The sequence below is a fragment of the Nitrospirota bacterium genome (assembly GCA_020846775.1).
Classification (GTDB): Bacteria; Nitrospirota; 9FT-COMBO-42-15; order HDB-SIOI813; family HDB-SIOI813; genus RBG-16-43-11.
The window spans coordinates 1-24,255 of the sequence record JADLDG010000098.1 but is presented as its reverse complement, the minus strand read 5'-3'; the positions used below and the strand labels follow the sequence as shown (position 1 = coordinate 24,255).

Genomic DNA, 24,255 nt, shown 5'->3' with positions numbered 1-24,255 from the left:
GAGACGGGGGGCTGATGCAGTGATCCCGAAACCCCTTGAGATGAAGAAGCTGTTAAAGATCACAAAGGGTATTTTACAACCACAAAGGAGGAGATAAGTCATGTTTAAAAAGGTTGGATTAAATTTATTTGCTGTAATCATCTGTACACTTGTCCTTCTGACAGGATGGGGATGCGCCAAAAAGGTTTCAACGACAGACAATGTCATCAGTGAACCTGGAAAAGAGTCGCCCGAAATAGAAGGCAAAGCTGCGGAGGAGCTTTCATTTGTTCAGGAACCTTCCATTCCTCAAGAAAGAGACAGTATCCCGGAGGGGATGCTTGATTCGGGCAGCCTCGTCATGAAACTTGAGGACATCTTCTTTGACTTTGATAAAGAAATTATCAGGCCTGATTCAAAGTTAATACTTGACAGAAATGTTCAATTGCTTAAAGAACATCCGTTGATGGAGGTCGTCATTGAGGGTCATACGGACGAACGGGGGACTAATGAATACAACCTGGCCCTCGGTGAACGCAGGACCCGATCAACCAAACGGTATCTTGTTGCAAGAGGCGTAGCTTCTGAACGACTCAGGACCATTTCATATGGAGAGGAACGGCCCTTCTGTACTGAGAACACAGAGGAATGCTATCAGTCAAACAGACGTGCTCACTTTGTTCCCGTGAATGATTAACTTTTGTATCAGAGAGCCTGGGAATTATTCTGGATTTTATAAAATAATTGTTCTATAGTAATAATAGATAGTTTCATCAAGCAAAGATATCCTGACATTATACCGTCATCGTTCTTATGCAGTGACAAAGATAATAATAATTACAGACCTGGATGGCACCCTGCTGCATCCGGTAAGCTACTCCTTTGAGGATGCCGTCCCTGCTCTTGAAGAAATTCGTGAAGCAGATATTCCGGCAGTCCTGTGTTCCAGCAAGACCAAGGCAGAGATTGAAGTTTATCGTAAGTGTATAAATAACCCGGATCCTTTTATTTCTGAAAACGGGGGCGGCATATTTATCCCTGAAGGATATTTTGCTGAGCATGAGAAAAACAGAAGCGATGATGAATACACAGTAACCGTTCTTGGCAAGCCATATAGCATTATCAGAGCGGTGTTCCATGATATCCGTGAAACAACAGGAATAAGAGTAAAGGGATTTGGCGATATGACCCTGGAAGAGGTGGCGTTGCTTACAGGCATGCAACTGTCAGATGCCTGCCTGTCAAAGGAAAGAGACTTTGACGAACCTTTCATTTTTGAAAAAGGGGAAGACCGTGTGACAGAGTTTTTAGATGCAATAGAGTCTGCAGGGCTGCACTGGACTCAGGGAAGGTTTTATCACATCCTTGGTGATAATGACAAAGGAAAGGCCGTTAAGATTCTCATGGATCATTATAAAAGGGCTTATGGCAGTGTTGTGACAATAGGTCTCGGCGACAGTTTCAATGACCTCCCGCTTCTGCAGAATGTAGACTATCCGGTTCTTGTTCAGAAGGAAGACGGAAGTTATGAAGGAAAAATTAAACTTCAAAACATTATAAGGGCGGATGGTATAGGCCCTGTTGGATGGAACAGGGAAGTTATCAAACTGATAAGAAGGATAAGAGAGAATGAAAAATAGAAAAAAACTTATAAGCATTTTTGATGCCGCACTGAAATCAGTGGAATCATACGACTCTGTCCGCAAATCGATAAGTCTCCGGAATGAGGAAATAATTATCAATGGGCAGGTTGCATATAAAATAAACGACTTTAACAAACTGGTCGTTGTAGGTGCAGGAAAGGCAACTGCACCTATGGCTCAGGCCGTTGAAGATATATTTGGAGAACGGATTGATAACGGGATTATCATAGTAAAATATGGACATACGAGACCGCTTAAAAAGATAATACAGATTGAGGCATCGCATCCGCTGCCTGATGCTTCCGGACTTGCAGGAACAAATAGTATAATGGAAATGCTGCATAATGCTGATGCGAAGACGCTTGTCATATGTCTGCTTTCCGGCGGTGCTTCCTCCTTGCTTGTTTCACCTGTAGGCGATATTACTCTGGATGACAAAAAGTATGTGACAGACCTGCTGCTCAAAGCAGGCGCAACGATAAATGAATTGAATGTTCTCAGGAAGCATATATCAGGGGTCAAAGGGGGACGGCTTGCAGAGATGGCGTATCCTGCATCGGTAGTGACTCTCGTACTGTCTGATGTAATCGGTGACAGGCTTGATGTTATTGCCTCCGGTCCCACTGTTCCGGATAGTTCAACCTTTAGAGATGCCATGGATGTAATAGGGAAATATAAACTTGAAGATAAGGTGCCTGATAGTGTACTCAGATATATCGGGAAGGGTTTGCAGGGAGAGATAGAAGAGACACCGATGCAGGACGGCGTTTTATTCGGTAATGTAAGGAATGTAATTGTGGGAAGTATTAAGCAAGCCCTTGCTGCAGCAGCGGAAAAAGCAGAATCTCTGGGACATAAGGCTGAAATAATTGCCACTGATATTCAGGGTGATGTTTCACAGGTAGCAGGATATTTGGCAGAGAAGGCAATTGAAGCCAAAAAACCATTGAAGAACGGAAGCGAACCGGTTTGTCTCCTGTCAGGCGGTGAGACTACTGTGGCAGTCAAGGGGAAAGGGCTTGGAGGCAGAAACCAGGAGTTGGCCCTTGCATTTGCCATGGCAATCGAAGGAGAGAAAGGTATAACCATGCTTTCTGCGGGTACGGATGGTACAGATGGCCCTACGGATGCGGCAGGGGCGATAGTTGATGGTGAAACATTCTCTCTTGCGTGCAAATATGGAATTGACCCTATCACGTATCTCGGAAATAACGACTCATATAATTTTTTCAAAAATCTTGATTCTCTTACAGGGATGCATCATCACATGATAACAGGTCCGACATGGACAAATGTCATGGACATGCAGATCATGCTGGCAGAGGCAGGTGACTGACAGATGGATAATACAGACATCCTTGTTGGAATCGCCAGTTATAATAATGCCGGGACTATCGGACATGTTGTAAAGGCAGTAGATGCAGGACTTGTAAAATATTTTCCGGATAAACGGGCGATCATCGTCAACTCGGATGGAGGCTCAAAGGATGGGACACCGGATATCGTGAGATCAGCCGTACATGATCATGCCGCGATGTTTCTTTCTCATCCCGTGTATCCTATTCACAGGATCAGCATGCCTTACAGCGGAATTCCGGGTAAGGGGAGCGCCTTCAGGGCCTTATTCCGTAAGGCTGTAGAGATGAAGGCAGAGGCATGTTGTGTTGTAGATGCGGATTTACGCAGTATAACGCCTGAGTGGTTAGAGCTTCTTCTGTCACCTGTTATTCAAAAGGGTTTTGACTTTGTAGCCCCGCTCTACAGCAGGCATAAGTATGATGGGACTATTACCAACTCAATTGTCTATCCTGTAACAAGGGCGCTCTATGGCAGGAGGGTCAGGCAACCCATAGGAGGGGAGTTTGGATTTTCCGGAAAAATGGCGGAGTTTTATGTGTCACAGGAGGTATGGGAAAGCCATGTTGCACGCTTTGGTGTAGATATATGGATGACAACAGAGGCGATTGCCAATGATTTCAAGGTCTGTCAGACCTTTCTGGGAGCAAAAATTCACGACCCTAAAGATCCCGGTTCAGACCTGGCTGATATGCTGTTGCAGGTAGTGGCTACCCTGTTTAATCTGATGGAGAAACACCATGATAAATGGAAGGATGAAAAGGGCTCATCTGATGTCCCGACCTTTGGTTTCAGATACCACGTGGGGCTTGAATCCGTAAAGGTAAATGCAGAGAAGATGCTGAACATATTCAAAGCAGGGTTAAACGATCTGCGGGGTATCTGGAAGGATGTAATGGGACCGGGAGATCTTGGTGAGTTAGAAAGTCTTGGAAACCTTTCCGTCGGGGAATTTCGTTTCCCGGACGGATTATGGACAAGGGTTATATATGACTTTATTGTTGCTTATCATAAAAAGGTGATGTCTCCGGAACACCTTATCAGGTCTCTTGTACCTTTATATCTCGGGAAGACGGCATCATTTGTGTTTGAAGTGGAAAACATGGAACAGGAAGGCGCGGAGGCCTGCATAGAAACATTGTGTCTGGAGTTTGAAAATAACAAAGACTACCTTGTAACTAACTGGAAATGAGGAGGTGGTGTCATGGAAAACTTTATGGACTTATTATTACAGCCGCTCAGGGATGTTGGAATGGCGTTCTTTGAATTTGTGCCGAATCTGCTTGCAATGCTGATTATTTTTATTGCCGGTTTCTTATTCTCATGGTTGATTAAACTATTGATTCTGCGGTTCTTCAGGATTATAAACTTCGATAGTTGGTGTGACCGGGTGGGTTTGACCGCCATTATAAGAAAGGGTGATGTATGGTCAAGACCGTCAGATGTTTTCGGGAGTATAATTTTTTGGTTTCTTATTATATTCTCCTTCATAATAGGATTAAGCGCCCTTCGGCTGCAGACCATTGATAACCTGATAGAACAATTCTTATTCTATATTCCCCGTGCATTCTCCGCTATTGTTATCCTTATTGCAGGATATATATTTGCAGGATTTATCAGCAGGGCGGTATTGATTACTGCAGTAAACAGCGGTTATCACTATGCAAAGATACTTGCCGAGGCTGTAAGGCTTTTGCTTATTGTTCTTATACTTGCTATGGCGCTTGAACAACTCCGGATAGCGCCGGGAATAGTGATAGCTGCCTTCTCGATTGTATTTGGCGGCATCATCCTCGCCCTTGCAATAGCATTCGGCATAGGTGGAATAGATGCAGCGAAAAGAATCATTAACGGCGGCGAAGGGAAGCCGGAGCCTAAAGAGAGGAAGAATAATGAGAAAGAAAGAGATGCTGAATATTTATAGGAGGTGAAAAATGGCAGACTTCTATCAAACAGATTTGATAATTACATTACACAGGCTTGGAAGTCCTGGACTGGAAAGGATTGAGTCTGAACTCATGGAATACTCCAGGCAAAGGCCGATAGCGTTGGTTCTTCCTGCTCTTGTTACAGAGTTTCAGGGTGAGGCAATTAAAGGAATAATTGCAGAATTAAAAAAGGTCAAATATATCCGTGAGGTCATTCTCACCCTTGGCAGGGCGCATGATAATGAATTCAGGGATGTCAGAGAGTTCATGTCGCAGCTCCCCTGTGAAGTAAAGATTGTTCATAACGAGGGTAAAAGGATTAAGGAGATTTATGCAACGCTGGAGAGAAATAATGTCTGGGCCGGGGAAGATGGCAAGGGGCGTTCTGCGTGGATCGCCTATGGATACGTTATCGCTAACGCACAATCTGAAGTCATAGCGCTGCATGACTGCGATATAGTTACATATAACAGGGGAATGCTTGCCAGGTTGTGCTATCCCGTTGCAAATCCCAATATAGATGTAGTGTTTTGCAAAGGCTTCTATAGCAGAATAACCGACAAAATGCACGGAAGGGTGACCAGGCTGTTAATGACCCCGATCATCAGGGCCTTGCAAAAACTTGTGGGACCAAATCCCTTTCTCCTGTTCATGGATAGCTTCAGGTATCCGCTTGCAGGGGAATTTGCAATGATAACTGATATGGCAAGGACTAACAGGATACCATGGGACTGGGGGCTTGAGGTCGGTGTACTTTCCGAGGTCTTCAGAAATTATTCACCACGCCGGGTTTGCCAGGTTGACATAGCTGATAATTATGAGCATAAGCATCAACAGCTTTCCCCTGATGATGCCCGAAAAGGATTGATGAGGATGTCTGTGGACATTTGCAAATCCCTTTTCAGATTCCTTGCTGCTGAGGGGGTTGTCCTTTCTGACAGTTTTTTTAAATCGCTTCAGGTGGCGTACGTAAGGCTTGCCGAGGATACTATGGTGAAGTACGAAGCGGATGCTGCAATTAACGGCCTCAAATTTGACAGACATGAAGAGGCGGGCGCTGTTGAGGCATTTGCAAATGCCATAAGGCTTGCATCCGAGGCATATTCAGAAAACCCGATGACTGCCCCGCTGATCCCAAACTGGAACAGGGTCACCTCTGCCATACCCAGCATACTTGATATGCTGAAAAAGGCCGTGGACGAGGACAATAGATGATTTACAATAAGTTATCATTAGTAGTTCTGACATTAATTACATCTTTAGTGATTCCGGCGATCTCATTTGCCACGGAGACTACGCAGGGTGGCGGTGAACACGGCTCCAACATAACCATAATATTCCTCTGGGTCGCCATCGTCCTGATACTTGCCAAGGTCTCTGCCCTTGTAGAGCGTGTCGGGCAGCCTGCGGTCCTGGGTGAAATATTAATGGGAATCTGTCTTGGCAACCTGCCCCTCCTTGGCATTTACTTCTTTGCGCCGATGGTCTCTAATGAGATCATGCATTTCCTCGCAGAACTCGGTGTGGTTATACTACTGTTTTACATAGGCATGGAGAGCAGTGTTGAAAGCATGGCCAAAGTTGGTGTCCAGTCTTTCCTGGTTGCCACTGTAGGAGTCGTAGTACCCTTTGTATTAGGGACATACGTTGCCGGTCCGATCTTAATGCCTGGACATTCTGCTAATACATATCTTTTCCTGGGTTCAATACTGACAGCTACATCTGTAGGCATCACTGCAAGGGTGCTTAAGGACATAGGGAAATCGCAGACAGCCGAATCAAGGGTCATTATAGGCGCAGCAGTCATAGATGATATTATGGGACTTGTAATCCTTGCCGTTGTCTCTGCGATAGTTTTTAAGGGAAGTGTCAGCATGGCTGAGATGGGCATCATACTGGCGAAGGCAATAATCTTCCTTGTAGGAGCAGTCCTTATAGGTATGCCGCTTGCCCCATTCCTTGGTAAGTTCTTCTCAAGGATACATACAGGGATAGGAATGAAGTTCGCCCTCGTTATTTCTTTCGGGCTTGTCTTTGCGTACCTTGCATCTTTAGTCGGATTGGCGCCTATAGTAGGCGCTTTCGCCGGCGGACTGATATTAAAGCCTGTACATTTCAGGGAATTCGAAAGACCAGGGATAGTTGATGAGATTGAGGAAGCTGTACATGAGAGTGAAACCCGTGGCGCCTTTATTGCAAAGATCAAGGGGATAACAGAATCTCATTCCGAGAAACATACAGAAGATTTTGTGGACCACCTGGGTCATTTCCTGGTTCCGATATTCTTTGTCATTACAGGGATGCAGGTAAAGTTGGAGGCATTCATGGATTTTAAGATAGTCCTCCTGTCGCTCGGTATATTTGTCATAGCAGTAATCGGCAAGATAGTTGCCGGCTTCGTGTGTGGAAAAGGGATCAATAAATGGGTTGTAGGAGTCGGTATGATACCCCGTGGAGAAGTCGGCCTTATCTTTGCCAATATGGGTAAGTCACTTGGTGTAATGGATGATAATATATTTTCAGCAATCGTGGTGGTTATAATGCTCACAACCCTCGTGACACCGCCGGTGCTGTCTGCTTTATTAAAAGACTGATTTACAACTATATTTTATTCTTGTTATTGATATTCTTATTTGACATGTTATACATTATAAAACTGTGATGCTAAAGAACATAAAAGAACCGACAGTACTCTTCATCAGTATTCTAAAATGGGTGGTCTTAGCAACAATTATAGGAGTAATTGTAGGTTTATCAACTGCGGTATTCCTGAAGATATTGAATGGGAGTATAACTTATACAAATCAGTATCACCTATACTTTCTCACTCTTCCTGCGGCGTTATTTTTGAGTTCTATCCTGACAAAATATCTGGCGCCCGAAGCAGGGGGGCATGGGACAGAGAAGGTGATCGAGGCTGTCCATAAGCAATCCGGAAATATAAAGGCGCTGGTTGTCCCAGTGAAGCTTATTACTACGGTCATCACCCTTGTCTCTGGCGGCTCTGCAGGGAAAGAAGGACCCTGTGCCCAGATTGGGGCCGGGCTCTCGTCGATTTTTGCGAATCTCTTTAGATTTGAAGAGAGTGACCGCAAAAAACTGGTCATATGTGGGATCAGTGCGGGATTCGCCTCTGTCTTCGGTACCCCCATAGCAGGGGCCATATTTGGTGTCGAGGTTCTCTTTGTAGGCGGTATTTTATATGATGTCCTTCTGCCGTCTTTTATTTCAGGGCTTATAAGCTATCAGGTCTCATCAGCTATGGGGATAACCTACTTTTATCATCCCATTGAATTTGTCTATATCTTCAGTGAATCCTTCTTTCTAAAGGTAGTACTGGGAGGGATATTCTTTGGCATCTGTTCATTCTTACTTATTGAGGTATTGAAGATAGGTGAAAAAATTTCCAGAGTGATCAAGATATGGTCTCCGCTGAAGGGACTTATTGGAGGTTTTCTTCTTATAGGTTTAGCCTTGATATTTTCAAGGCGATATCTTGGTCTCGGGCTTAATTCAATCGAGTATTTTTTACAAGGTGGAAAAGCCGACTGGTTTGACTTTATCCTGAAGATGGTCTTCACCAGTATTACGCTGAACTTCTGCGGAAGTGGAGGGATCGTTACTCCCACGTTCTTTATTGGTGCCGCCTCCGGGAGTCTGTTCGCAAGGATGCTGGGAGAGGATATCGCCACCTTTTCAGCCATCGGTCTGGTGAGCCTTCTTGCAGGTGCCGCCAATACACCGATTGCCGCAAGCATTATGGCGGTGGAGTTGTTTGGGGCAAGGATAGCACCTTATGCAGCCGTGGCCTGCGTGATCAGCTTCCTGATGACCGGCCATAGAAGTGTATACCCCTCACAGATCCTTGCTGTTAAGAAATCCTCATCTCTCGAAGTCGAAATAGGGAAAGAGATCGAGGGGATAAAACCGGAGTATAAACATAGGAGGAAGAGCCTCACATCGGCAGGTTTAAGGATTGCCAGGAAGATAAAGAAAGATAAAAAAGAGGAGTAAACAATTCGAATGGAATTATCCTTTGTGTTTTTAATTGCAGGCGTAATAATCCTGATCGGTTTCTTCGGCGGTCTTTCTTTTGAGAGGACAAAAGTCCCCGATGTCCTTGTTCTTCTGGGAATAGGGGTGATTCTTGGCCCTTTATTCAATCTGGTTGAACCGAAAAGCCTGACCCACTTTGCCGAGTATTTTGGCTCTCTGGCATTGATGATCATCCTATTCGAAGGCGGGATGGACATGGACATGGACAAACTGATGAAGGAATTTGGCACAGCATCCCTTCTGGTTCTTATCTCTTTTTCCCTGTCCACTCTGTCCATCGCGGGCTTTTTGTATTACGTGGAGGGATGGGGTATCATGAGGAGCCTGCTCCTCGGCACCATCCTGGGGTGTACGAGCGCTGCCATCGTCATACCCGTGATTGCTCCGATGTCAATGGGAGCGGAAATAAAGACAATCCTCTCGGTTGAATCGGCATTGAGCGACGTCTTTGCCGTGATATTTACGGTTTCTCTGATCGAATTTGTAAAGCTCGAAACGGTGGGAATAGAAACCCCCTTCCGTGCTGTGGCCAGTTCATTTTCCATAGCAATTGTGCTGGGGATATTGGCAGGCCTACTCTGGTTGAAGATCCTCGATTTCTTCAGAGGCCGCAAATACTCCTATATGACTACTCTTGCCGCAATGTTGATCATATTTGCAACGGTGAATTTTCTGGGAGGAAGCGGCCCTATTTCAATCCTCATATTCGGTCTTATCCTGGGGAATTGTAGTGATTTTGCTAAATTCCTGAAATTGAGAACCTGTGTCCTGGTGGATGAAGCCATCAAATTCCTTCATGGTGAAGTAACCTTTTTTATCAGAACCTTTTTCTTTGTATACATGGGTATGATGATATCTTTCAATTTTATAGACTTCAATTTTATAACCTTGAGTTTTTCCCTCCTTTTGATTATTCTTATTATAAGATACTTCGGCGTAGGTCTGACTGTTCTTGTCTACCATTCGAAAAGAGCTGACCGGTTTGTGATGATGTCCATGTTGCCCCGAGGTCTTGCATCGGCCGTACTTGCCACACTTCCTGCTGCAGCGAACATCCGGGGAAGTGAAAACTTTATCGACTATACCTTTGCTGTCATTGTTCTTACGAATATCATCATGACTCTGGGTGTATTCCTGGTAGAAAAGAGATTGCAAATATCATAATAGAAAGGAAGGGTAATGATGATATCCAGATTCGGACACATCTTATTCCCACTTGTCGTCTTTGTTATCTCGACGGTCATCCTGTTTATCGTGAGAGGGATTGCCTTCAAGGTTCTCCACAGATGGGCATCCGGTACAGATACAGATATTGATGACATCATTATCCGGTCCGTCAAGACATCCTCCATCTACTGGTGTATTGCCATCGGGTTGTATATCGGTGTGGCGATGTCCGATCTTCCGGACAAGTATACGTTTTATATCAGCAAGACGATCCATGTCATTGTCATCCTCTCGATCGCCGTTGCATCCGCCAATCTCTCCGGGAAGATATTTACGAATTATGTTCAAAGGATCAATCTCCCCATCCCGACGACAGGGCTTGCATATGGGATTCTCAAGGGGACAATACTTGTCCTGGGGCTCCTGATAGCCCTCAGTGTCGTCGGCATCTCCATAACGCCCATTATTACCGCACTTGGTGTCGGAGGTCTTGCTGTTGCTCTTGCACTGCAGGATACCCTTTCTAACTTATTCGCCGGGATCCATATACTTGTGGAAAAATCGATACGGGTTGGAGACTTTGTAAGGCTTGAGACTGGACAGGAGGGATATGTCGAAGATATCACATGGAGGACGACACGGATAAAGATGCTGCCGAACAACATGGTCATCATCCCGAATAACAAGCTTGCCCAGAGTATCGTGACCAACTATTATCTCCCTGAAAAGAGGATGTCCCTCCTGATTCCTATCGGCGTCAGTTACTCTGCTGATCCGGAAAAAGTGGAGAAAATTCTTGTCGAAGAGGCACAAAATGCAATCGGGAAAATACCGGGTCTCCTCGGGGATCCACCGCCTTTTGTTCGCTTTATCCCTGGCTTCGGGGAAAGCTCGCTCGACTTCACCCTTATCTGTCAGGTGAAGGAGTTTGTGGATCAGTACCTCGTTCAGCATGAGCTGAGAAAGAGAATATTCAAGAGGTTTAATGAGGAAGGTATCGAGATACCGTTCCCTCACAGAACGGTCTATCTGAGGGAGGAAAAAAGATGGGAGAAGGAATAAAACCCTTTGAGTTCAGGCAGTGTACGGGCATTATCAAATCTACAGGAATGAAGGCAAGAAATCTGCTTGAACTGAGGGATATGATTGCTAAGATTAGTGATGATTCTCTATTTCATCATACCTGTCAATATTTTTTAAAGGGTCACATACTGGAATATACCAATGACTTTGCCCAATGGGCGGGAGAAAGCCTGGAAGAGAGAGCGCTTGCGGAACATCTGTCCAATGTAGATTCCTATGAATTCGGAGAGATTGATGATTTAAGGTTGGAACTACTCCGGGTTATAAACGGCTATGTTAGTGTCTTTCCAGAGCCCAGAGAGGCCATATCCGGGAATGAGTTTTATTTTAATGAGGCTGTCACGTTTATATTCTCTGCCGGGGTAAGGGCCAGGAATCTCGCAGAGTTTCTTATAGCACTGAAATATATTGATTCCAGTTCCATATACTATCACTTCTATGAGGCGCGTGTCCGTCTCGGCGACGGGACAGACGACTTTTCGCGATGGGTGGAAGAGGCCCTGAGGAAACGCGAACTGGCGGAAAGGATCAGGGCGATTGACCTTTTCATTTATAGTTTAGAAGGAATTCGGGAACGTATCATAAAAGTGATTGAAGAAGAATTAAGAGATGAGATGGAATTCCGGGGGGGTGAGTGATGATCAATCAATATGCAGGAATAGCCCCTAAAGGAGATCTATTGTTATTACGGAAACTTAGCGAAAAGCTGGCTGGCAGGTCCTTTCTGCACATCAACTCAACCCGTTCGGGAGGCGGGGTGGCTGAGATATTAAACAGGATGATTCCCTTCCTCAAGGGAATCGGAATTGATGCAAGGTGGGAGGTCATCGAAGGGGATTCAAAATTTTTCGATATCACAAAAAAGATCCACAACGCCCTTCAGGGAAATCCTGAGAAGATCACCCCTGAGATGTGGGGGTATCATTTTGAGACCAACAGGAGGTATGCGGAAAGGCTCGGTCTCCAGGCGGATGCCCTGTTCATCCATGACCCCCAGCCTTTCCCTCTCGTTGAGTTCAGGAAAAATGGCAAATGGATATGGAGATGCCACATTGATCTGTCGAACCCCCAGAAAGATGTCTGTGATTATCTTACAAAATATTGCAGAAAGTATGATTCGGCGATATTTTCCGTAGCAAGATTTGCGAGGGCCCTCGGCACTGATGAATTTATCATCCCTCCCTCTATCGATCCCCTGAGTGAAAAAAACAGGGAATTGACAGATCAGGAAGTCAGTGGTGTCCTGGCAAGGTTCAATTTACCGGCAGACAGGCCGGCAATACTCCAGGTCTCACGGTTTGACCGCTTCAAGGATCCCGTCGGCTTGATCAACGCATTCAGGATGGTCCGGAAATATAACGACTCCATCCTCATCATAGCAGGGAGTCCCGCAACAGATGACCCCGAGGGGGAGATGGTCTTAAATGAAGTGAAGGAGTTTGCGGCTGGTGACCCTGATATTTATATCCTTCTTCTTCCTCCCTTCAGTGACAGGGATATCAATGCCCTCCAGCGAGCAGCCACAGTGGTACTTCAAAAGTCCCTGAAAGAGGGGTTTGGCCTGACTGTATCGGAGGCAATGTGGAAGGGGAAACCCGTTATCGGAGGGGCCGTGGGTGGAATTCCCCTTCAGATCATCCATGGGGTTACGGGTTTCCTCGTCCATTCGATAGAAGGGGCTGCATTCCGGATCAGGCAGGTCCTTAACAATCCGGAATTGGCCAGGGGAATGGGGGAAAGGGGCAGGGAATATGTGAGGACTAATTTTCTCATAACGAAACAAATAAGGGATTATCTCGCTGTCTGGTACTCCCTGGAAAATAAAGGGAGGGGTATTCTCGAACTTTGATATCAGCTGTACACAGAGTTCTCATACCGGTTCTACTCCTGTCGCTATTCTTTTCCGGCGCCTGTACCCGACCGGAAAAAGATAAAGAGAGGCCGGCGGTCATTGTTTTCAAGCATGGCAAAATTGCCGGCGACCCTCAGCAGTTCAGGCAGATCATAGAGCGCTTTGAATCAGAAAATCCCGGGATAAAGGTGAAAGATGAGACCCTCCCTGCATCTACAGACGAACAGCATCAATTCTATGTCATCAATCTTGAGGGTAGAAGCTCTGATTTCGATGTCTTCAGCATGGATGTCATCTGGGTGCCTGAATTCGCCAGGGCAGGCTGGTTAAGAGATCTGAGCCATCTACTCCAGGCTGGGGAGGGGAAAGACTTTTTCCAGGGCCCCATGCAGGCAGTGACTTACAGGGATAAAATCTATGCAATCCCCTGGTATATCGATGCGGGCCTTTTATACTACCGGAAAGATCTCCTCGAAAAACATGGGTTCAGACCGCCTGAGACCTGGCAGGAGCTAATCAGGATTGCCCAACATATCTCGGAAAGGGAAAGGGGTGTGTATGGCTTTATCTGGCAGGGGAAACAGTATGAAGGGCTGGTCTGCAATGTCCTTGAGTATATCTGGGGCAACGGTGGTGACATATTGGAAGACGGAAGGTCCGTTATCAACACCCCTGAAAATGTTGAGGCTCTAAAGTTTATGCGGGACTTGATTGTAGAATACGAAGTAACGCCCCCCCTGGTGGCAACCGCCATAGAAGAGCCGACAAGGCATATATTCGGCACTGGCAGGGCGGTCTTCATGAGGAACTGGCCCTATGCCTGGAATATCTTTGAGAGGGAAGGATCCCCTGTTAGAGGAAAGGTCGGCGTCTCAGCGCTGCCGGCCTTTCCAGGGAAAGATTCTGCATCTACCCTCGGTGGATGGCAACTCGGGATAAACAGGTACACCAGAAATCCGGAGGCCGCAGAGAAATTGATCGCCTTTCTGACATCCCCGGAGATACAGAAGCAACTCGCCCTGACAATAGGATACAAGCCGACAAGGAAATCCCTGTATCATGACCCGTACCTCGTGAGGGAACAACCCTTTATCGTAAATCTTTATGATATCTTCATGAAGGCGCGGCCAAGGCCGGTGTCCCCCTACTACATGATGATCAGCCAGGTCATGCAGCCTGAATTCAGCGCCGCCCTTTCCGGGATAAAGACATCGGAGGAGGCTCTATCTTCTGCACACCGGCAGATCGAATTTATCCTACAGGTGGAGCAATGACAGAGAGGGAAAGTGGAAACCGCTATGTGATACCGGCATTGGTCCTCTTGACCTTTGTCACGATCTACCCGGTCTCTTATGTCCTTTATCTGAGCCTCTACAGGAGGCTCCTTATCTTTGATATTTCACGATTTATCGGACTTGATAATTACCTGTTTCTTTTCAGTGATGACCGGTTCTGGAATGCCCTGAAAAATACGGTTTATTTCACATCCCTCTCGGTTTCACTGGAGCTTTTGTTCGGTCTATGTGTCGCAGTGCTTTTAAACAGACCATTCAGGTTCAGGGGATGGATAAGGGCTGTCGTCCTCATCCCATGGGCCATCCCCACCGTTGTATCTGCGAGGATGTGGGAATGGATATACAATACCGATTTCGGCATCCTGAACTATCTTATTGGTTCAAAGATAAACTGGCTCGGAAGCCCCTTCTGGGCGTTGAATGCAGCGGTTTTCATGGATGTCTGGAAGACGACACCCTTCGTAGCCATCCTCCTGATGGCGGGTTTACAAGTGATTCCAAAGGATATCTGTCAGGCGGCGCGGGTAGATGGGGCCGGAGGCCTGGCGATCTTCAGGCGGATCACTTTGCCGCTCCTCAAACCCGTTATCCTCGTAGTCCTGATCTTCAGGACACTTGATGCCTTCAGGGTCTTCGATGCGATTTATGTGCTCACGGGTGGAGGGCCTGCAAATACCACAGAGACACTATCCATCTATGCCTACAAAGTCCTGTTTCAAACCCTTCAGTTCGGTTATGGTTCGACCCTTTCAGTGGTTGTCTTTCTATGCACAGGGGGTATCAGTATCTTTTATATCAGATTGTTGAGCAGGGGGATTAAGAGGACTCTTCATGATTAAAAAAACCGGTTTTTATATCCTTCTCATATCTCTTGTTCTCTATTGTTCCGGCCCCTTTTTATGGCAGCTTATAACCAGCCTCAAGCCGGATGTGGAATTGACAACGATTCCTCCAATCTTCCCTGAACATCCTGCAGTAATGCACTACATGTCTATCTTTGAGGGACATCCCTTCTTCAGGATCATTTTGAATAGTGCCGTGGTCTCATCCTCTACCACGGTCCTTTCGCTCATCATAGGTTCACTGGCCGCATTCGGACTGGCAAAGCTCAGGATACGGTATAAGACACTGATCCTCGGCTTTGTCCTGTCGGTATCCATGTTTCCTCCCATTGCAACGGTCAGCCCGCTTTATATTATCATCCGCGCCCTCGGATTGAGGGACACATGGTGGGCCCTCATCATGACCTATACCACCTTCTCGCTCCCCCTTACAATATGGATTCTGACCAATTTCTTCAGAGAGATACCCAATGAGATCTACCTCGCCGCAAGGGTTGACGGATGCACCACTTTTCAGGCGTTCTACAAGATCATGCTCCCCCTGTCGGCGCCGGGATTCTATTCAACTGCAATCCTGGTGTTCATATTCTCATGGAATGAGTTTCTCTTTGCCCTGACATTCACATCCACACAGGTGTCAAGGACGATACCAGTAGGGATCGCCATGTTTCCCGGGCTTCATGAAATCCCCTGGGGGGATATAGCTGCCGCCTCGATCGTGGTGACCATCCCTTTAATATTACTTGTCTTTCTATTCCACAGGAGGATCATTGAAGGATTGACCGCAGGGGCTGTGAAGGGTTAAGATGCAGATCAGAAATATACCATAAGTGTGAATGACCATATATGGCTGAGATTAGATTTGAAGGCGTAAAAAAACAATTCAAAGACAGTCCGGTGATCGAAGGGCTTGATCTGACTATTAAGGACGGAGAGTTCTTCACCTTTGTCGGTCCGAGCGGGTGCGGGAAATCCACGATCCTGAACATGCTCGCAGGGCTTGAGATGGTGACGGAAGGGAGACTCTATTTTGATAATCAGGTGGTCAACGATCTCTCACCAAAAGAGCGGGATGTGGCGATGGTCTTCCAGAGTTATGCCCTTTATCCTCACATGACGGTCTATGAAAACATGGCTTTCCCTCTCCAGATGAAGAAGGTCATGAGCACAACGATTGCGGAGGAAGTGAAAAGAATCGCGCTCCTTCTGGGGCTTGAAGAGATGCTGTATCGAAAACCGGGAGAGCTTTCGGGGGGGCAGAGACAGAGAGTAGCGCTCGGAAGGGCCATTATCCGGAGGCCGAAGGTGTTTCTTATGGACGAACCCCTGTCAAACCTCGATGCGAGACTCAGGGTTGAGATGAGAGCGGAGTTAAAGAGGCTCCATCAGGAGTTAAAGATAACCACCATCTATGTAACCCATGACCAGGCAGAGGCATTGAGTCTCTCGGAGAGGATAGCTGTAGTCCATAAAGGAGAGGTCCAGCAGTGCGGCACACCTCCCGAGGTCTATCTGAAGCCTTCCAATACATTTGTCGCCGGTTTCATCGGGAGTCCCCCCATGAATTTTATCCCTTCTTCAGCATGGGAATACAGGCAGAAAGATTTGCTCCCCCCATTGTCCAGGGAGAATAGAGAAGGATTGATAATTGGAATAAGACCGGAAGATGTATTGATTTCCCCTGTAAAATCAGATGATTCAATTGAAGTTCCAGTCGTACTGATAGAGCCTGCAGGTTCATTTAACTGGATTGATGTGAGTTGGAATAATGTTAAAGTCAAAGGAAAATCAGAAGTGGATGCGGGCCTGAAACCAGGCAGCAGGGCTTATATAAATTTACCGCTGGAGAAGATCCTCCTGTTCGATGCAGACTCTAAAAGGGCAATTTGATCAGATGCATCAGTGGCAATTAGATATCGGTGCAACGGTACTTGAGCAGGGGAAGGTTTGCTTCAGGGTCTGGGCACCCGGATTACAGAATCTCTCGGTTCGACTCATCTCTGAAAGAGGGACAAGAGATCTTCCTATGGAAAGGGAAGATCGGGGCTACTTTTCCGTGATGGCCGATGATACATCTCATGGCGACCTCTACTTTTATCTCCTTAATAATCAGAGGGAACGTCCTGACCCTGCATCGAGACTTCAACCTCGCGGTGTACACGGTCCTTCACAGGTCATAGACCCTGCTGAGTTTCAATGGAAAGATGACAATTGGCAAGGGATTTCTCTTATGGATTATGTCGTCTATGAGCTGCATGTGGGTACTTTTACAGAAGAGGGGACCTTTGAATCGGTTATTTCTCATCTTGATTATCTAAAGGATCTTGGGATAACCGCGATAGAACTCATGCCGGTGGCGCAATTTCCCGGCGGTAGAAACTGGGGCTATGATGGCGTCTATCTCTTTGCCACACATAATTCTTATGGCGGGCCCGATGGACTGAAGGGCCTGGTCAATGAATGCCATAGAAAAGGTCTGGCTATTATTCTCGATGTAGTTTACAACCATCTTGGTCCTGAGGGGAATTATCTTCATGATTATGGATATTACTTTACGGATAAATACAGGACCCCCTGGGGGGAGGCCATTAATTTTGACGGGCCATACAGTGATGAGGTTCGAAAATTCTTTATAGACAACGCCCTCTACTGGATAGCGGAGTATCATATTGATGCCCTCAGGATTGATGCTATTCATGGCATATTTGATTTTAGTGCGAGACATTTTTTAGAGGACATCGGGGAAGCGCTACACAAACAGGCTGAGGTACTGGGTAGAAAGATATACGTGATCCCGGAGAGTGACCTGAATGATGTGAGGGTGATCAATCCCTTGGAAATTGGCGGGTATGGTCTCGATGCCCAATGGAATGACGACTTCCATCATGCACTCCATTCACTGCTGTCTGGCGAAAGGACTGGATATTATGAGGATTTCGGTAAGATATCGCATCTGGAAAAGGCATTCCGTGAGGGTTTTGTCTACTCAGGTCAATATTCGAAGTTCAGAAAACGGAGGCATGGCAGCTTTTCAACGGATAGACCTGCGCATCAATTCATTGTCTTTTCTCAGAACCACGATCAGGTCGGGAACAGGATGACCGGAGACAGGTTGAGTCAGACGCAATCCTTCGAAAAACTCAAACTTGCAGCAGGAGTTGTTATCCTTTCCCCTTATATTCCTCTTTTATTCATGGGGGAGGAGTACGGAGAGACGGCACCATTTCAGTATTTTGTGAGCCATTCTGACGAATCGTTAATCAATGCAGTCAGAAAAGGTAGAAAAGAGGAGTTCGCCTCTTTTGAGTGGGAAGGAGAAATTCCAGACCCTCAGGCCGAAGGTACCTTTTTAAGATCAAAGATAAATCTTAGCCTCCACCAGCATGGAATACATCATATCCTCTTCAAGTTTTACAGGGAATTGATCCGTCTTCGAAGGGAAATCCCCTCCCTTTCAAATCTCATCAAGGGAAATATGGATATAAAATCCTTTGAAGGGGAAAAAGTATTATATGTGAGGAGATGGTTTGAAAGGGAACATGTTTTCTGTCTTTATAACTTCGGCGATAAAGAGGAAAAAATCGGGTTGACACTCCCTCGAGGAATATGGGATAAGATAATAGATTCTTCATCAGAGGAATGGGATGGACCGGTTAGTGCATCGGGACACAAGACAGAATCTTTTTCCACAAAAACATCTGTAAGTTTACACCCTCATAGTTTTGTCCTCTACAGGATGTCCTGAGGAACGGGAGGCAGTTATATTGTCCAATCGCTTTTTAAAAGCAAGAATACCTGTTTCCACATACAGATTGCAGTTCAATTCCCGTTTCAGGTTCTCTGATGCCAGGGCAATCATCTCCTATCTCCACAACCTCGGCATTGGGGACATCTACGCCTCTCCTTATTTCAAGGCAAAGGAGGGGAGCCTCCACGGCTACGATATCGTTGACCATAATACGCTGAATCCTGAGATAGGGACAGAGGGGGAATATGGCAAGATGATTCAGGTGCTCCGGAGATATGGAATGGGGCAGCTCCTCGACATCGTTCCGAACCATATGTGTGTTGCAAGCCGCGAGAATGTATGGTGGATGGATGTCCTTGAAAACGGCCCCAGCTCAATCTATGCCGATTTCTTTGATATTGACTGGGAACCGGTGAAAAAAGAGCTCAAGGACAAGATACTCATTCCCATACTGGGAGATCAGTACGGGATCGTCCTGGAAAACCAGGAATTACAGATCACTTTCGATCGGGGAACCTTTTTCATTACCTACTATGATCACAGGTTCCCTATCATTCCAAAGACCTATACAGACATACTGCAACACCGGATTGATGACCTGGAGAGGCTCCTTTCGCCTGAAGATCCACATCTTCAAGAGCTACTGAGTATTATTACCGCCCTGAACTATCTCCCCCCTTATACGGAAACGAACCGGGAAAAGATTGAAGAACGTTACCGGGAGAAGGAGATTATAAAAAAACGCTTGTGGAACCTCTACAATGCGAGTCCCGAAATCCGGTCTTTTATAGATGACAATGTGAAGTTCTTTAATGGGACGAAAGGGAACCCTCGCTCCTTTGACCTTCTCGACAATCTTTTGTCCAGGCAGACATACCGCCTCTCCTTCTGGCGTGTGGCCACTGAGGAGATCAACTACAGGAGGTTCTTTGACATCAATGAGCTCGGTGCGATACGGGTGGAGAGCCCCGGGATATTCGAGGAGACCCACCGTCTGCTGTTCAGCCTGATCCGGGAAGGTAAGGTGACCGGTCTGAGGGTAGATCATCCTGACGGACTTTACAACCCAGTCGAGTACTTTCATCTCCTTCAGCTTAACTGTTTTCTGCATCTCCATGCCGGACCGGATGTCTCTCCTGATAATGAAAAGGAAATTATAAAGCGGTATGAAGAGATACTGTCCAGGGACGGCCAGTATAAGCCCTTCTACATCGTGGGGGAAAAGATCCTGATCCGGGGGGAGAGGATGCCGGACGACTGGCCGATCTTCAGCACCACCGGCTATGTCTTTCTCAACACTCTCAACGGGATCTTCGTTGACATTACAAATGCAAAGGCATTTGATGAAATCTATGAAAGATTTACAAATATGAGATTGAATCTCCAGGAGATTATCTATGAGAAGAAGAAATTGATCATGAAGGTGGCCATGTCCAGTGAAGTCAACATGCTGGGCCACTACCTGGACAGGATTTCCGAGAAGAACAGGCATACGAAGGATTTCACCCTGAACAGTCTCACGATCGCCATCATCGAGGTCACTGCCTTCTTTCCCGTATACAGGACCTATATCACCCCGTCAGGGGTCAATGAGAGGGACCGCCGATACATTGATCAGGCCGTTTCCAGGGCAAAGCGGAAGAATCCGGCCATTAGTGAATCTGTCTTTAATTTCCTGAAGGCCGTTCTATTACTCGATTATCCGGCAGATTTTATAGAAGTGGATAGACAGGAATGGATAGATTTTGTAATGCGGTTCCAGCAGCTAACCGGGCCCATTATGGCCAAGGGAGTTGAGGACACGGCCTTTTATGTCTATAACCGTTTTGTCTCCCTGAACGAAGTGGGAGGAAGCCCGGACAGGTTCGGAACTCCGGTGGAGACCTTCCATGGTCAGAACATGGAGAGACTCAAGTTCTGGCCCCACGCCCTTATCGCGACATCCACCCATGACACCAAGCGGGGTGAGGATGTGAGGGCGCGGATCAATGTCCTCTCCGAAATCCCGAAGGAATGGAAGGACTGTCTTGTCCGTTGGAGACGCTGGAACAGGAAAAAGAAGATTACACTGGAAGGGCAGCCCGTGCCAGATCCAAATGACGAGTACCTCCTCTATCAGACCCTCATCGGGGCTTATCCGCTCGACCCGGATAGAGAATCTGCCCATGAGGATTTCAAGAAGCGGTTTCGGGATTATATGTTGAAGGCCGTGAGGGAGGCCAAGGTCAACACGAGCTGGATCAGCCCCAACAGGGCTTATGAGGAGGCCCTGATATTCTTTATTGATGCAGTATTCAGCAGGACAGCCGATAACCGGTTCCTGAAGGACTTTGAATCTTTCCAGAAGAGGGTCTCTCATTACGGTCTCTATAACTCCCTCTCCCAGATGCTTTTGAAGATCGCTTCGCCGGGTGTCCCGGACTTTTATCAGGGGACAGAGATCTGGGACTTCAGTCTTGTTGATCCCGATAACAGGAGACCTGTTGATTATGAAATAAGGATGGGGATGCTTGAAGAACTGAAAAAAAAGGAATCGGAGATTTCGCCGTCAGAGCTAGCCAGGGATCTGACCCTGAATAGAGGGGATGGAAAAATAAAACTCTATCTTTCATATAAGGCATTAAACTTCCGCAGAGAAAAGAGGGACCTTTTTGAGAGGGGCGACTATGAGCCCCTTGAGGCTGCGGGTGATAAGGCGAACCATATTGCTGCCTTTTCACGCATACTGGGAAATGACAAATCAATCATCATTGTCCCGAGGTTTTTTACAAGACTTATCCCTCAACCTGAGGATCTTCCTCTTGGAAGAAATATCTGGGGTGACTCTTCCGTAAGGATCCGGGATGCCGGGACTGGAGAGCGGTACAGGAACATATTCACCGGTGAGGTGGTAACAGTTTCTAAATACAATGAAGTTAATGTCCTCTGTCTCTCAGAGGTATTTTTAAATTTTCCTGTAGCCCTGCTGGAGAGTGAAAGAACGTGTGATGAAAATCTGATATAATATGCCGGATATGACTGATTGTTGATTATTGAAAGGAGGCTTAAATGGCTCATCCCAAAACACTCGCTATAGTCCTTGCCGGCGGAGAGGGTAAGAGACTTTCCCCGTTAACAGCTTTTCGTTCCAAGCCTTCTGTGCCTTTTGGCGGCAGATACAGGATTGTAGACTTCGCTCTCAGCAACCTGCTTAATTCTCAGATACACTCTATTTATCTGTTGGTCCAGTATAAGTCCCAGTCTCTTATCGAACATGTGAGACAGAACTGGGTTTTATCCTCTGTGATCAAAGATCATTTTGTCACGGTGGTTCCTCCCCAGATGCAGATGGGACCCGAGTGGTTCCAGGGAACAGCAGACGCTGTTTTTCAGAATGTCAATCTTATCTACGATTATAATCCGGAGCTGGTTCTGGTCTTCGGATCTGATCATATATACAGAATGGATATACGTCAGATGATAGATTTTCATCTAAGTTGCGATGCCTCTGTTACCGTTGCGGCAAGACCTGTATTGGTCAATCAGGCATCGTCCTTTGGTGTTATTGTTGCGGATAAGGAGAGGCAGATCACGGGCTTTCAGGAGAAACCGAAAAGGCCTGTATCAATGCCGGAAGATCCTGAGCATGCCTATGTATCCATGGGAAACTACATATTTAACTGCCAAATGCTCCTGGACGTGTTAAAAGAGGCTGGAAAGAAAAAGCAACATGATTTTGGTGCACACATTATACCTTCCCTGATTGATACTAATAAGGTCTATGCCTATGACTTTGCTACGAATAGAATTCCTGGGGTTATGCCCTGCGAAGAGGAAGGATACTGGCGGGATGTGGGAACGGTCGCCGCTTATTTTGAGGCCAATATGGACATGCTGGGGGAAAATCCGCTTTTCAGGCTTGAGAACAGGCTATGGCCCATTCACCCATCGGGTTTTGAAAATCCTGCGGCAAAGATAGTTGATGGTACCATAAAAAACAGCATCATAGCTGAAGGGACTGTGATTCATCGTGCCCGGATCGAGAATTCCGTTATCCGCAGTGGGGTTATCATTGAAGATGATGTTTGTATTGAAGACTGTATCATTATGGATCACACAGTTATCAAGAGAGGCAGTCGTCTTAGAAGGGTGATCGTGGATAAATTAAACGTGATCGAAGAAGGGGAACATATTGGATTTGATTCAGACAAAGACAGTCACCGTTGCAATATGGATCCATCTGGAATAGCAATTATACCGAGGGGAGGCAGATAGCTGTTATCAACTGTTCAGTCCCGTTATTTACTTTGCCGTGATTAAATAAACTCTTAATTGATTTGCTTTCCCGGTTCTGCTAATCTTAGTCATATTATATTCCCCAGGTTTCTACGTGTCTCGCTCATCAAGGTCCTGCAACTTCTTTGGTTACACAATCCGTGTGGGGATAACCCAATATTTGATAAGGATAAAAAGGGAGGGATCATTTTAACGATCAGACCCAGGAAGGTTAGAACCGTAATGAGACGTGGTGTCATCATCACCTCTCCTGATGCCGAGGCTCATGAAGCTGCTTCCATCATGGCAAAAAGAAAGATCAGCGGGTTGCCTGTTGTGAGTGAGGGAAAGCTCATTGGGATTATTACGACCACTGACATTTTACACGCTTTTGTCAGGCTATCAGTAAAAGAAAAATCATGAGGGATAGAATCGTTGGAGGGAGATGACCGGGCAATAATAGTATCTCAAGATGTTTATATCAGTACCCGTGTGGGGGCAAGCTATGCCCTCCTGGTTGCGCAACGACAGCCTCCTGCCTGGCAGGTTATCATGGGCCTCTGTGAACATATGGATCAACAACGCTCAGGCTTGCTGAGGTCGTCACCAGGGGAGAGATTAATGCTGCATTGCCCAAATTCGATTCAAACAAAAAACAACCGCTACTGGTAGCCGTAATTGAAGTAATTACAGCGCCACGATCTGCTGGTTCATATGGGCAGCAGGAGGAAAACCGCAGGCTCGTCAGTGCAAGGGTTGTGCGTGCCCCGAGGTTTTTTAACTTTTCTGATGGGAAATGGGTTGAGAAATGAATCGTTAAAATCTATTGGGAAATTTGTCTGGAAAGTAGCTCTGCAGGTAGTTCTGGGGACAGCCTGGGGACACACTTTTGGAAACGTAACGTATTGATTTTATTAGGAAATAGTGGAGCGGGCGACGGGATTTGAACCCGCGACAACCAGCTTGGGAAGCTGGGACTCTACCACTGAGCTACACCCGCTTTAACAGGGACAAGCATAAAATATCACAGGCTGCATAGTGGTGTCAATCAG

21 protein-coding genes and 1 tRNA gene are annotated in these 24,255 nt (G+C 46.3%); 21 read left to right on the top strand and 1 reads right to left on the bottom strand.

Features of this window, described 5'->3' with window-relative positions; genetic code table 11:
• Positions 1-100: 100 nt before the first annotated feature.
• The 21 genes from pal (at position 101) to IT392_11745 (ending at position 24,015) form a co-directional block, all read left to right on the top strand.
• Positions 101-676, top strand: coding sequence for a peptidoglycan-associated lipoprotein Pal (pal, locus tag IT392_11845; GenBank protein ID MCC6545166.1), 576 nt, complete (start codon positions 101-103; stop codon positions 674-676).
• A gap of 121 nt (positions 677-797) precedes the next feature.
• A complete protein-coding gene (locus tag IT392_11840; protein MCC6545165.1) occupies positions 798-1,619 on the top strand; it encodes an HAD-IIB family hydrolase in 822 nt (273 codons plus the stop codon).
• Positions 1,609-2,958: a glycerate kinase gene (locus tag IT392_11835; GenBank protein MCC6545164.1), complete on the top strand. Its 1,350-nt coding sequence runs from the start codon at positions 1,609-1,611 to the stop codon at positions 2,956-2,958. Before IT392_11840 ends, IT392_11835 begins: the two co-directional genes overlap by 11 nt.
• Positions 2,959-2,961: 3 nt before the next feature.
• Positions 2,962-4,170 (top strand): glycosyltransferase, encoded by a 1,209-nt coding sequence (locus IT392_11830; GenBank protein ID MCC6545163.1) that lies wholly within the window; start codon positions 2,962-2,964, stop codon positions 4,168-4,170.
• Between the two features lie 12 nt (positions 4,171-4,182).
• Entirely contained in the window at positions 4,183-4,902 is a 720-nt protein-coding gene (locus IT392_11825; GenBank protein MCC6545162.1) for a hypothetical protein, read from the top strand.
• 10 nt (positions 4,903-4,912) lie between these two features.
• A complete protein-coding gene (locus tag IT392_11820) occupies positions 4,913-6,121 on the top strand; it encodes a glycosyl transferase (GenBank protein ID MCC6545161.1) in 1,209 nt (402 codons plus the stop codon).
• Positions 6,118-7,500: a cation:proton antiporter gene (locus IT392_11815; protein ID MCC6545160.1), complete on the top strand. Its 1,383-nt coding sequence runs from the start codon at positions 6,118-6,120 to the stop codon at positions 7,498-7,500. Before IT392_11820 ends, IT392_11815 begins: the two co-directional genes overlap by 4 nt.
• 64 nt (positions 7,501-7,564) lie before the next feature.
• Positions 7,565-8,920, top strand: coding sequence for a chloride channel protein (locus tag IT392_11810; GenBank protein MCC6545159.1), 1,356 nt, complete (start codon positions 7,565-7,567; stop codon positions 8,918-8,920).
• Between the two features lie 9 nt (positions 8,921-8,929).
• Positions 8,930-10,126, top strand: coding sequence for a cation:proton antiporter (locus tag IT392_11805; protein ID MCC6545158.1), 1,197 nt, complete (start codon positions 8,930-8,932; stop codon positions 10,124-10,126).
• 18 nt (positions 10,127-10,144) lie between these two features.
• Positions 10,145-11,191, top strand: a complete 1,047-nt coding sequence (locus tag IT392_11800; GenBank protein MCC6545157.1) for a mechanosensitive ion channel family protein — start codon at positions 10,145-10,147, stop codon at positions 11,189-11,191.
• Positions 11,176-11,850, top strand: coding sequence for a hypothetical protein (locus IT392_11795; protein ID MCC6545156.1), 675 nt, complete (start codon positions 11,176-11,178; stop codon positions 11,848-11,850). Before IT392_11800 ends, IT392_11795 begins: the two co-directional genes overlap by 16 nt.
• Positions 11,850-13,061 carry a glycosyltransferase gene (locus tag IT392_11790; protein MCC6545155.1) on the top strand — a complete coding sequence of 404 codons (1,212 nt, stop codon included), beginning with the start codon at positions 11,850-11,852 and terminating at the stop codon, positions 13,059-13,061. The genes IT392_11795 and IT392_11790 overlap by 1 nt, the downstream gene beginning before the upstream one ends.
• Positions 13,058-14,338 carry an ABC transporter substrate-binding protein gene (locus IT392_11785; protein MCC6545154.1) on the top strand — a complete coding sequence of 427 codons (1,281 nt, stop codon included), beginning with the start codon at positions 13,058-13,060 and terminating at the stop codon, positions 14,336-14,338. Before IT392_11790 ends, IT392_11785 begins: the two co-directional genes overlap by 4 nt.
• Positions 14,335-15,198, top strand: coding sequence for a sugar ABC transporter permease (locus IT392_11780; protein MCC6545153.1), 864 nt, complete (start codon positions 14,335-14,337; stop codon positions 15,196-15,198). Before IT392_11785 ends, IT392_11780 begins: the two co-directional genes overlap by 4 nt.
• Positions 15,191-16,006 (top strand): carbohydrate ABC transporter permease, encoded by an 816-nt coding sequence (locus IT392_11775; GenBank protein MCC6545152.1) that lies wholly within the window; start codon positions 15,191-15,193, stop codon positions 16,004-16,006. Before IT392_11780 ends, IT392_11775 begins: the two co-directional genes overlap by 8 nt.
• Positions 16,007-16,047: 41 nt before the next feature.
• Positions 16,048-17,091: an ABC transporter ATP-binding protein gene (locus tag IT392_11770; GenBank protein ID MCC6545151.1), complete on the top strand. Its 1,044-nt coding sequence runs from the start codon at positions 16,048-16,050 to the stop codon at positions 17,089-17,091.
• A 4-nt stretch (positions 17,092-17,095) separates the two neighbouring features.
• Positions 17,096-18,946, top strand: coding sequence for a malto-oligosyltrehalose trehalohydrolase (gene treZ, locus IT392_11765; protein MCC6545150.1), 1,851 nt, complete (start codon positions 17,096-17,098; stop codon positions 18,944-18,946).
• Between the two features lie 46 nt (positions 18,947-18,992).
• Positions 18,993-21,953 carry a malto-oligosyltrehalose synthase gene (locus tag IT392_11760; GenBank protein MCC6545149.1) on the top strand — a complete coding sequence of 987 codons (2,961 nt, stop codon included), beginning with the start codon at positions 18,993-18,995 and terminating at the stop codon, positions 21,951-21,953.
• 44 nt (positions 21,954-21,997) lie between these two features.
• Positions 21,998-23,203 carry a glucose-1-phosphate adenylyltransferase gene (gene glgC / locus IT392_11755; protein MCC6545148.1) on the top strand — a complete coding sequence of 402 codons (1,206 nt, stop codon included), beginning with the start codon at positions 21,998-22,000 and terminating at the stop codon, positions 23,201-23,203.
• Between the two features lie 243 nt (positions 23,204-23,446).
• A complete protein-coding gene (locus IT392_11750; protein MCC6545147.1) occupies positions 23,447-23,626 on the top strand; it encodes a CBS domain-containing protein in 180 nt (59 codons plus the stop codon).
• Positions 23,627-23,832: 206 nt separating this feature from the next.
• On the top strand, positions 23,833-24,015 hold the full coding sequence (locus IT392_11745) for a hypothetical protein (GenBank protein MCC6545146.1): 183 nt from the start codon (positions 23,833-23,835) through the stop codon (positions 24,013-24,015).
• A 113-nt stretch (positions 24,016-24,128) separates the two neighbouring features.
• Here the strand turns inward: IT392_11745 and IT392_11740 are convergent.
• Positions 24,129-24,203 (bottom strand) — tRNA-Gly (locus tag IT392_11740).
• Positions 24,204-24,255 lie beyond the last annotated feature (52 nt).